Source organism: Chitinilyticum piscinae (genome assembly GCF_015223195.1).
Classification (GTDB): domain Bacteria; phylum Pseudomonadota; class Gammaproteobacteria; order Burkholderiales; family Chitinibacteraceae; genus Chitinilyticum; species Chitinilyticum piscinae.
The window spans coordinates 427,306-436,534 of sequence record NZ_JADFUA010000003.1; the positions used below are offsets into that span (position 1 = coordinate 427,306).

General features: G+C 65.1%; 11 protein-coding genes. 7 read left to right on the forward strand and 4 right to left on the reverse strand.

From position 1 onward, the window contains the following. Window positions 1–83 precede the first annotated feature (83 nt). On the reverse strand, window positions 84–1,496 hold the full coding sequence (locus tag INR99_RS07945) for a DUF2252 domain-containing protein (RefSeq protein WP_194115782.1): 1,413 nt from the start codon (window positions 1,494–1,496) through the stop codon (window positions 84–86). A gap of 128 nt (window positions 1,497–1,624) precedes the next feature. On the opposite strand from INR99_RS07945, the gene INR99_RS07950 reads away from it, so the two are divergent. The 5 genes from INR99_RS07950 (at window position 1,625) to INR99_RS07970 (ending at window position 5,463) form a co-directional block, all read left to right on the forward strand. After that, on the forward strand, window positions 1,625–2,485 hold the full coding sequence (locus INR99_RS07950; RefSeq protein ID WP_194115783.1) for a c-type cytochrome: 861 nt from the start codon (window positions 1,625–1,627) through the stop codon (window positions 2,483–2,485). A gap of 95 nt (window positions 2,486–2,580) precedes the next feature. Then, window positions 2,581–2,943 (forward strand): VOC family protein, encoded by a 363-nt coding sequence (locus INR99_RS07955; RefSeq protein ID WP_194115784.1) that lies wholly within the window; start codon window positions 2,581–2,583, stop codon window positions 2,941–2,943. A gap of 55 nt (window positions 2,944–2,998) precedes the next feature. Continuing rightward, window positions 2,999–3,688 (forward strand): helix-turn-helix transcriptional regulator, encoded by a 690-nt coding sequence (locus tag INR99_RS07960; RefSeq protein ID WP_194115785.1) that lies wholly within the window; start codon window positions 2,999–3,001, stop codon window positions 3,686–3,688. A gap of 42 nt (window positions 3,689–3,730) precedes the next feature. Further along, entirely contained in the window at window positions 3,731–4,060 is a 330-nt protein-coding gene (locus INR99_RS07965; protein ID WP_194115786.1) for a cupin domain-containing protein, read from the forward strand. A gap of 89 nt (window positions 4,061–4,149) precedes the next feature. Next, the gene (locus tag INR99_RS07970; RefSeq protein ID WP_194115787.1) at window positions 4,150–5,463 is read left to right on the forward strand and encodes a glycosyltransferase family 4 protein; all 1,314 of its coding nucleotides are present in this window, start codon (window positions 4,150–4,152) and stop codon (window positions 5,461–5,463) included. Window positions 5,464–5,535: 72 nt separating this feature from the next. On the opposite strand, the gene INR99_RS07975 is transcribed toward INR99_RS07970, so the two are convergent. Next, complete coding sequence (locus INR99_RS07975) at window positions 5,536–6,048, reverse strand: SRPBCC domain-containing protein (protein ID WP_194115788.1); 513 nt, start codon at window positions 6,046–6,048, stop codon at window positions 5,536–5,538. Window positions 6,049–6,201: 153 nt separating this feature from the next. On the opposite strand from INR99_RS07975, the gene INR99_RS07980 reads away from it, so the two are divergent. Next, window positions 6,202–6,939 carry a hypothetical protein gene (locus INR99_RS07980; RefSeq protein ID WP_194115789.1) on the forward strand — a complete coding sequence of 246 codons (738 nt, stop codon included), beginning with the start codon at window positions 6,202–6,204 and terminating at the stop codon, window positions 6,937–6,939. Between the two features lie 131 nt (window positions 6,940–7,070). Further along, window positions 7,071–7,448, forward strand: coding sequence for a cystatin domain-containing protein (locus tag INR99_RS07985; RefSeq protein ID WP_194115790.1), 378 nt, complete (start codon window positions 7,071–7,073; stop codon window positions 7,446–7,448). A 68-nt stretch (window positions 7,449–7,516) separates the two neighbouring features. Here INR99_RS07985 and INR99_RS07990 read toward each other — a convergent pair whose 3' ends face one another. After that, window positions 7,517–8,338, reverse strand: coding sequence for a helix-turn-helix transcriptional regulator (locus INR99_RS07990; RefSeq protein ID WP_194115791.1), 822 nt, complete (start codon window positions 8,336–8,338; stop codon window positions 7,517–7,519). Between the two features lie 3 nt (window positions 8,339–8,341). Then, window positions 8,342–8,890, reverse strand: coding sequence for a YbhB/YbcL family Raf kinase inhibitor-like protein (locus INR99_RS07995; protein WP_194115792.1), 549 nt, complete (start codon window positions 8,888–8,890; stop codon window positions 8,342–8,344). Window positions 8,891–9,229 lie beyond the last annotated feature (339 nt).

Genomic DNA, 9,229 nt, shown 5'->3' on the forward strand with positions numbered 1-9,229 from the left:
GCTGCGCGCGGCAGCTCCGTCAGATACATCAACAGGTATTGCCCTGCAAGTCATCATTCACGGAACTTGCAGATTAATACCCATCAAGACCGACGCAAGACCTCGCTGAACTCGCCATCATCCAGCGCGACGAATTCGCCACGGCAGCAGGCGGCATCAAAGACCGCATAGTCGCGCTCGGCCTGATCGGCGTAGGCCAGGGCATACTGCCGCAGCGCATCGACCATGGCATCGTCACCGCCCAGATAGGCGGCAATCTCGCCGGCCAGCCCGCCGCTGCGCGCATGCGCCCGCGCCAGCACCCAGCCGCACAGCCCGGCGTATTCCTCCAGCAGCGGCGCGGTAAAGTTGTCGATGTCGAGCGAAATTTTCATGTCGCGCAACTGGCGGAAATAGAAGTGGTGCTCGCCGGCATGCGACCAGCCGAGAAAGATGTCGCTGTAGGCCTGCATCAGCCGCTTGCCGACGACGACGCGCTGGCCTTCGTTGGCATACTCCGAGCGTCCCTGCGGCACATAGGGGGCCAGCACCGAGGGGCGGGCTTCCTTGATCTGCAGGAACAGCGGCTGCTCCTGCGCGTCGGTCAGCAGCAGCACCATGCAGCGCGTGCCGACACTGCCGACCCCGACCACCTTGCACACCAGATCCTGCATGCTGAAGCGCTGCAGCAGCTCGCGGTGACTGATCGAAATGGTCTGCAGGTATTCGTCGAACAGCTTCTGGCGCAATGCCAGCCGGCTGCCCAGCAACACGCGACGCTCTTCTTCGCTGAACAGCGTCTGCGCCTCGAAGATGTGAAAGAGGCTGGGCAGCTCGTCATTGATGCGCCAGCCACCATCGACCTTGCCGGCGATCTTCGGCAACAGCCGCTCGTGGGTACGCTTGCTGGCCTTTTTCATCGATTTCTTCACCAGCTCGTGCGCATCCGCGTCATCGATGCGTTCCAGCAGGCGTTCGTAGCTGATGCGGTCATACCAGACATCCAGCGCGCTCATGCCGGCGTATTCGCGCATGTGCTCGCGGTAGCTGCGCCCCAGCCGGTCGAGAATGTCATCGATGCGGCCACGGCTGACGCTGCGGTAGCGCGCGGCCAGCACGAAGCTCGCCGCCAGCCGCTTCAGATCCCACTCCCACGGGCCGGGATGGGTTTCGTCGAAATCGTTCAGGTCAAACAGCAGCGTCCGCTCTGGTGATGCAAAGCCGCCGAAATTGGCCAGATGAGCATCACCGCAGAGCTGCTGGATGATGCCACTGTAGGGCGTGGCCGCCAGATCATGCGCCTGCAGCATCGCCGAGCCGCGGAAAAACGCGAATGGCGAGCTGCGCATGCGCCCGTAGCGCAGCGGCACCAGCCGGGCAATGCGCCCGCCGCTACTGGCGTGCAGCAGCGGCAGGGGATCACGCTCCACCGCCCCCACGGCCGAGTGGCTGGCGGGCGGCACCTCGGCACGCCGCAGGCGGGCGCGGGCAAGCAGATCGGGGGCAAGTTGCGGCATGGCGGTGACCGGCAAGGGTGATGCTGCAGTCTAGCCATTCCCGTCGCATGCGGGTGGTGAATTGCATCTGGTCTACCTATAACAAGGCACAGCCCGCAGAAGGCTGATGACATGACTGGAGATAAGCAATGAACAGCACCCTCACACTGCTGGCCGGCCTTGCGCTGGCCGGCTCGGCCACGGCCAGCGCGGCGACCGACCCCGCCAGACTCGCCCGCGGCAAATACCTGATGGAAGGCCCGGTCGCCTGCGGCAACTGCCACATGGCCCGCGATGCGCAGGGCGCACCACTGCCGGACAAGGGGCTCTCGGGCGGCATGCTCTTTGATGAAGCGCCGTTCAAGGCCTACGCCAGCAACATCACGCCCGACGCAGCCACCGGCATCGGCAAATGGACGGATGCACAACTGAAGAAAGCGATCCGTGAAGGCATTCGCCCCGATGGTTCACTGATCGGCCCGCCGATGCCGATCGGCTTTTACCGCAAACTGTCCGACGCCGATCTGGAGGCCATCGTCGCCTACCTGCGCGCCCAGCCGCCGGTGGTGAATGTGGTGCCGAAATCGGAATACCGCATGCCGCTGCCGCCGAACTACGGCCCGCCAGTCGGCAAGGTCAAGGCACCACCTGCCGGCAAGTCGGCGCAGTATGGCGAATATCTGGCCACCATTGCCCACTGCATGGAATGCCACACCCCGCGTGATGCCAAGGGCATGCTGAATTTCAGCCAGCTGGGTGCCGGCGGGCAGGAATTCAAGGGCCCCTGGGGCGTGAGCGTTGCACCCAATCTCACCCCGCACGCCAACGGTCTGAAAGACTGGCGCGACGCCGACATCGCCACCGCGATTCGCAGCGGCAAGGATAATCAGGGCTGGCCGCTGAAGCCGCCGATGGGCTTCCCCTTCTACGCCAACATCAGCGAATCCGACATGCAGGCGCTGATTGCCTACCTGCGCAGCCTGAAACCGCAACCGGGCCACAAGCCCTGAACTCCAACGCGGCTGCTGACACAATGGTGTCAGTAGCCCGGTGGCATGCTGGCCTTACTGCAACTGGCAGTCACACCACGCAAAGGAGTAATCGTATGCATGCCATCAACTGGTTCGAAATTCCCGTCCTCGATCTGGACCGCGCCATCCGTTTTTACGAAACACTGTTTGCCACCCCGTTGCAGCGAACCGACTGCGGTGGTGGCATGGCCATCTTCCCCTATCAGGAAGGTGGCGTCGGTGGCGGGCTGGTGCAATCCGACAGCATAAGCCCGGCCGCCAGCGGCGTGCTGCCTTATCTGAATGCGAAGGACGGGCTGGATACGCTGCTGGGCCGACTGCAGACGCTGGGCGCATCCATCACCCTGCCCAAGACCGAAATCTCGCCGGAAATCGGCCACATCGCGATTTTCATCGATAGCGAGGGCAATCGCATCGGCCTGCACCAGGAACCCTGATCCGGGCAGGCGTGGATGCGGCATACTGTGCCGCATCCTGCCGACCGGAAACACCATGCGCCGCGCCGACCGCCTCTACCAGATCACGCTGTTCCTGCGCAGCCGCCCGCTGACCACTGCGCGCTGGCTGGCGCAGGCGCTGCATGTGTCCGAGCGCACCATCTACCGCGATATTGCCGACCTGATGTGCACCGGGCTGGATATCGAGGGCGAAGCCGGCGTCGGCTACCGGCTGAAAACGCGCAACGAGCTGCCACCGTTAAGCTTCGGCATCGCCGAACTGGACGCCTTGCGGCTGGGCTGCCGGCTGGTCAGCCAGCGCGGGGACGCGGCTCTGGCACTGGCCGCCCGGCAGGCGCTTGCGCGCATCGAGACGGCGCTGCGCGACACGGGGCAGCCACTGCACGATACCGCGTTATATGTTCCCCCCATCCGTTGCAACGGCACGCTGGAAGCACTGGGACTGTTGCGCGAAGCCATCCGCACGCGCGAGGTGGTGCATTTCGCCTATACCCGCGCCGATGGCACGGGCAGCCGCCGTGACATCGAGCCGCTGGGGCTGTTCTACTGGGAAAGCGGCTGGACCATGGTCGGCTGGTGCCGGCTGCGTGATGACTACCGCCATTTCCGCCTCGACCGCATCCGCCAGCTGCAGCTGACCGGCCGGCATTTCGCCGTGACGCCCGGGCGCAATCTGGCCGACTATCTGCACCGCGAAGGCATCCGGCCGGACCGGCTGGACTGAAGCGCAGGCATCGGCTTGACTGGGATAAACAGGAGCCCGCACATGCCCAATGGCAATCTCTTTCACAATCGCGCCGCGCCAGCGTCTGGCGAGCGCTTTGACACGCTGCTGGCGCACGGCCCGCTGCTGATCGAGCGCATTGTCAGTTCGCCGCGCATCGTGCAGCAGGAATACTGCCAGCAGCAGGATGAATGGGTGGTGCTGCTCGCCGGGGAAGCACAGCTGCAGGTCGCCGGCGAGCGGCGCACGCTGCGCGGCGGCGACTATCTGTTCCTGCCCGCCGGTACGCCGCACAGGGTCGAATCCGCCAGTGACGGAGCCCTGTGGCTGGCCGTGCATCTGTATCCGGCCTGCGCCAACAGCACCAGCTGATGCGACAGTTTCTCCATACATCATTGCGTATGACCTTAAAGCTGCCGATTATGTAAGCCTGCCAAGCGATACCCACCTGCGGAGACCCGATGTCCCAGCCACCGCGTCTGGCCCTGATCCTCACCGAATTTCCGCCGGCCTTTGGCGGCATGCAGACCCACGCGGAAGCACTCGCCGCACACCTGCTGCAGCGCGGCTGGTCGCTGGTGGTGTACACCTACCGGCCGGACCTGCCGGAACAGCAGGCCGCGGCAGCGCAGTTCGATGCCGGCTGCGGCTATCCGGTGCACCGGGTGCTCAGCCGCATCGGCTTCTGGCACAACCTGCGCCTGCTGCAGCGCGAGCTGGGCAGACAGGCTCCGGCACTGATCTACGCTGCCAATGTGTATTACGGCCTGCTTGGCGAGCGCCTGGGCGTGCCGGTCATCTGTCGCTCGGTCGGCAACGACGTACAGCGGCCATGGATTGCCTACCCCTACCGGCTGGGCAGCGGCATTGTCAGCCACCCGCGCCTGGAAGGCCCGCTGCACCGCCTTTACCGCCGCTGCAACACCCCGGAATGGCTGGAAGCACTGCTGCGCCGGGCGCGCCAGCAGCTGATGCGGCGCAGCGCCCGGGCCAACCGGCTGCTGCTGGCCAACAGCGATTACACCCGCGAGCTCCTGCTCGCCACCGGCGCCGATGCCCCGCGGATCCGCGTCGTGCCCGGGGGGGTCGATTGCGCCCGCTTTGCGACGGCCTCGCCGGCGCTGCGCGCAACACTGGGATTGCCGCAGGATGCGGTCATCCTGCTGACGGCCTGCCGGCTGGTCGCCAAGAAAGGCATCGATTTCCTGATCGCGCAGCTACCCGCACTGCGCACCGTCGAACCACGCCTGCATCTGCTGGTGGTGGGTGACGGCCGCGAGCGCCGGCGCTGCGAGCAGCAGGTCAGCGCATTGCATCTGGACCACGCGGTCACCTTCGCCGGCCGCGTGCCGCAGCATGCGATCCAGCACTATTTCGCCGCCTGTGACGTCTTCATTCTTGCCAGCCGCATCAGCGTTAATCGCATCAGCGGGCTAGCTGATGCCGAAACCATGGGGCGGGTGCTGTGCGAAGCCAATGCCGCGGGCGTGCCGGTGCTGGCCAGCCGCAGCGGCGGCATTCCCAGCGTGATCCGCGACGACGACAACGGCCTGCTGTTTGCCAGCGACGATGCGGAAGATCTGTTGCGCCAGTTCCGCCGTCTGCGCACCGATCCGGCACTGGCGGCACGGCTGGTCGCCCGCGGCCGGCAGCGGGCGCAGGAGGAATTCGACTGGCGCGTGATTCTGGCAGCCCACGAGCAGGCGTTTGCCAGTGTCCTGCAATCCAGCCGGCCAAGCCCGGCCACGCTGCTTGCCGCCAGTGCCGCCAGCTAAATACATAACCGTGTATTGACCTGAGAGCAGCAATTATCAAGGAGCCCAGACAAATACCATCACCCCCCGGCTCTAGCCTTCGCGCCGGGCCAGCATGTAGGCCACCAGCTGGTCGAGTGCCTTGCCCCAGCCTTCCTGAAACCCCATCGCGGCATGCTGCTCCCGCCCGGCCGCATCACGGTGCTGCACCAGCGCGCGATAGTGGGTGCCGGTGGCGCAGGCCTGCAGAGCTAGGGTCACCGTAAACGGGAAGGTATTGCAATCCAGACCGTTGCCCAGTTGCGCCGGGCGGTAGCCCGCCTGCAGGGTATTGGTCCACACCAGCTGCCGCCCGGGATCTGCGGCCAGCACGCAGCCCTCGGCCGGAAACGTTTCCCCTTCGGGCGAGCGCATCACGGAAAAAAAGCGCCCGCCCGCGCGAGGCTCGATGACACACTCGACCGTCTGCCAGGGCGCCGGGGTAAACCAGTGCAGCAGATGCTCGGCCTGTGTCCAGCCGGCCCAGATCTCGTCCGGGGTCAGCGGCACGTCGCGACTGAAAAGCAGATCCAGTGCAGGATCGGCAGAAACAAGGGGGTGCGGCATGGCGATCTCCTGAAGGGGGTGACTGAGTTCTAGCACAGGGCGCGGCGGCGGGCCGGCTGTGCGAAATTCACACCATGCCTGTGACCTATCACCGCTGGCGGCGGGAACCGGCTGGACTAGAATCAGCACATCCCTTGCTGCGAGTCCATCGTCATGTCTTCCCGTCTGCTCGTTACCATTCTGACCGGCCTGTTTCTGACCCTGAGCGCACCTGCCGTGCTGGCACAGGATCCGCTGGTGAAACCCGTCCACTTTGCCAAGGGCAGCACCGGGGCGGTGCTCAAGGACTCGATCAAGGGTTACCAGTACATCGACTACAGGCTGACAGCCAAAGCCGGCCAGCAGATGCAGGTCGAGCTCAAGAGCAATCATGGCGCGAACTACTTCAATATTCTGCCCCCCGGTAGCAGCGACGTCGCGCTGTTCAATAGCTCGACCAGCGGCAACACGGCCAGCCAACTGCTGCCCGACGACGGGGAATACACCGTCCGGGTCTACCTGATGCGCAGCGCCGCCCGCCGCAATGAAAGCGCGAACTTCACCCTCAAGGTCGCCATCACTGGCAGCCAGCCCGCCGTGAGCCACGATGCCAAGGTTAGCGGAACGCCCTATCACGCCACCGGCCCGGTACCTTGCGAGATTGCAGGCAAGGCCGCCAGCTGTACTTTCGGCGTGGAACGCCAGGGCAAAGGCAGCGGCACGCTTACCGTCACCCGGCCCGATGGCGGCCAGCGCGTGATTTTCTTCGAGCAAGGCAAGGCCACGGGCTATGACCAGAGCCAGGCCGACCGGCACACGCCGTTCAAGGCTACGCATCACGGCGATGAAACACGCGTGAGCATCGGCAAGGAACGCTACACGATTCCGGATGCCGTGCTCTTCGGCGGCTGAAGCAGGGCCAGGCAGGAATAAAGCTTACTGGGGTGTAATTTTACCTTCTGGCCAGTCTGCCCCGGCTGGTATGCTGTTGGTATCGGCTGATGCAGTACCAGCCCCGCAACTACCAGCAAGGAGAATCCATCATGCACCGTATCCTGGCCATGCTGTTCAGTGCCACCTTCCTCGCTGCCTGCGCGCAGGCCACCCCACCGGCCAGTCCGCCCGCCAGCTGCCCGCCTTCCGCAGGTGTGGGCGGCTATAGCCAGCAGCAGACCGTCAGCACCGAGGCGCGCGAAGCTGTGCAGGCAGCCCTGCAGCAACTGAACACAACCGCAACACTGCAGAAGATCCTGGAGGTGCGCACGCAGGTTGTGGCCGGCACCAATTACGCGGTGAAGTTCCAGCTGGATAACGGCGAAGTCTGGCATGCCGTCGTCTGGCGCAAGCTCGACGGCCACTATCAGGTCACCCAGCGGGCCAGCAAGGCGCCGGTATCGCCCTTCTGCCCCGGCAAGCAATAAGCGGGGTATCAGCCCCTGCGCCCCAAATAACCCAGCCCAAAGTCAAATACCAACAAGGGTATCTGACATCAACAGCTGGCGCGCAAGGCCTGCGGGCTCATGCCGAAACGGCTGCGAAAACGTACCGCAAAGCGCGAGGGCGACGCATAGCCGCATTGCTCGGCGATGCGCGCGACCGGTTGGCTCGAGCCCTGCAGCAACCCCAGCGCGATATTCAGCCGCACCTGCTCAAGCAGCTCGCGAAAACCGCAGCCCTCCTGTGCCAGTTGTCGCCGCAGCGTCGAGGCGCCAACTCCCAGCGCACCGGCCAGCTCATCCACCGACCAGTTGCGCCCGGGCTGCAGCTGCAGCAGTTGCTGCACGCGGCGGGTCAGCGGCGCGGTCCGGTCAACGAACAGGCTGGCACCATGACCGCCCAGAGCCAGTGCCAGCAGCAGCCCTTCGGCGCGGTGCTGCAGCAAGGCATCGGGCTCGTGCTGCGCCGCTGCGCCGAACACTTCATCCCACAGCCGCGCCGGTAGCGCATCCAGCGGGGCGATCAGCGCCGGTGCTGTCTGAGCAAGCAGCGTGCCGAATACCTCCGGATGGCTGTCGCGGCAGTGCGCCAGCAAGGCCGGCGCCAGCTGCAGCACTTCGCAGACATACTGCCCCCCCTCGGGCTGGTTCAGCAGCTCCAGCTCCATGCCGGCCGGCACCGCGATCAGCTGGCCAACTCCGGCCGACTGGCTGGCATCCCCATCGTAGAGAACCTTCCGCCCGCGGCGCACGCGCATCAGCAACGGCTGCCAGCACATGACCCGCCGCAGATGCTGGGGCGCGCTGGCCGTGATGGTGCCCTGCTGCACCACCCGCAGTTGCACTGCGGCAGTCTGGACGGATGATTCACTCATGCTTTACTCGCTCCGGGGACGTTGGTAAGTGGCGGTGAGCTCGGCCTTGCCCAGCGCATGCTGGCGCAACATATAGCCTACCAGCGCACCGCTGGCATTGGCATCCAGCGGCAGCGTGGGCGTATCCAGTGCCCACACGGTGAACTGGTAGCGGTGCGGCGCATCACCTTGCGGCGGGCAGGCACCGCCAAAGCCGCTGCTGCCGTAGTCGGTGCGTGTCTGCAGCGCACCGGCCGGCAGCGCACGGGCATCGACTTGCGTGGCATTGTCCGGCAGATTCACCACCAGCCAGTGCCACCAGCCGCTACCGGTCGGCGCATCGGGATCGTACACGGTAACGGCAAAGCTGCGGGTGCCAGCCGGCGCGCCCTGCCACTGCAGCACCGGTGCCTGATTGTCACCCTTGCAGCCAAACCCGTTGAACTCGTGCAGCGCGGGCATGGGCTTGCCGGCTTGCAGCGTCGGGCTGCCGAGGGTGAAGCCGCCAGCCAGCGCGGCACCGCTCAACAGGCCGGCCAACAGCGAAAGAGTAACAAGACGAGTGCGGGACATGAGGTAACTCCGGTGCATATGAGGAGCCACCAGTCTAGGCGCGCAGCACACCGCAGACTGTGCGTGAACGCTCGATTTGCGTGCACAAACGCTCAGCCACGAGCGTTTGTGCACGCAAGCCTAGGTTTTCTTCTTGCGCTTGCGCCGGGCCTGCGGCCGGGCAGAAGGGCCGTATTGCTTTATCCCAATGGGTATCCATTTCCGCCGCGCATAAAGCAAAAGCCCCGACCATTGCTGATCGGGGCTTTCTCTTTGGGGAGTCTGGCGATGTCCTACTTTCACACAGGCAATCTGCACTATCATCGGCGCTGAGGCGTTTCACCGTCCTGTTCGGGATGG

Bases quoted from the DNA above. Each gene is read 5' to 3' on its own strand.
- INR99_RS07945 (WP_194115782.1), bottom strand. From the start codon at position 1,496: ATGCCGCAACTTGCCCCCGATCTGCTTGCCCGCGCCCGCCTGCGGCGT.
- INR99_RS07950 (WP_194115783.1), top strand. From the start codon at position 1,625: ATGAACAGCACCCTCACACTGCTGGCCGGCCTTGCGCTGGCCGGCTCG.
- INR99_RS07955 (WP_194115784.1), top strand. From the start codon at position 2,581: ATGCATGCCATCAACTGGTTCGAAATTCCCGTCCTCGATCTGGACCGC.
- INR99_RS07960 (WP_194115785.1), top strand. From the start codon at position 2,999: ATGCGCCGCGCCGACCGCCTCTACCAGATCACGCTGTTCCTGCGCAGC.
- INR99_RS07965 (WP_194115786.1), top strand. From the start codon at position 3,731: ATGCCCAATGGCAATCTCTTTCACAATCGCGCCGCGCCAGCGTCTGGC.
- INR99_RS07970 (WP_194115787.1), top strand. From the start codon at position 4,150: ATGTCCCAGCCACCGCGTCTGGCCCTGATCCTCACCGAATTTCCGCCG.
- INR99_RS07975 (WP_194115788.1), bottom strand. From the start codon at position 6,048: ATGCCGCACCCCCTTGTTTCTGCCGATCCTGCACTGGATCTGCTTTTC.
- INR99_RS07980 (WP_194115789.1), top strand. From the start codon at position 6,202: ATGTCTTCCCGTCTGCTCGTTACCATTCTGACCGGCCTGTTTCTGACC.
- INR99_RS07985 (WP_194115790.1), top strand. From the start codon at position 7,071: ATGCACCGTATCCTGGCCATGCTGTTCAGTGCCACCTTCCTCGCTGCC.
- INR99_RS07990 (WP_194115791.1), bottom strand. From the start codon at position 8,338: ATGAGTGAATCATCCGTCCAGACTGCCGCAGTGCAACTGCGGGTGGTG.
- INR99_RS07995 (WP_194115792.1), bottom strand. From the start codon at position 8,890: ATGTCCCGCACTCGTCTTGTTACTCTTTCGCTGTTGGCCGGCCTGTTG.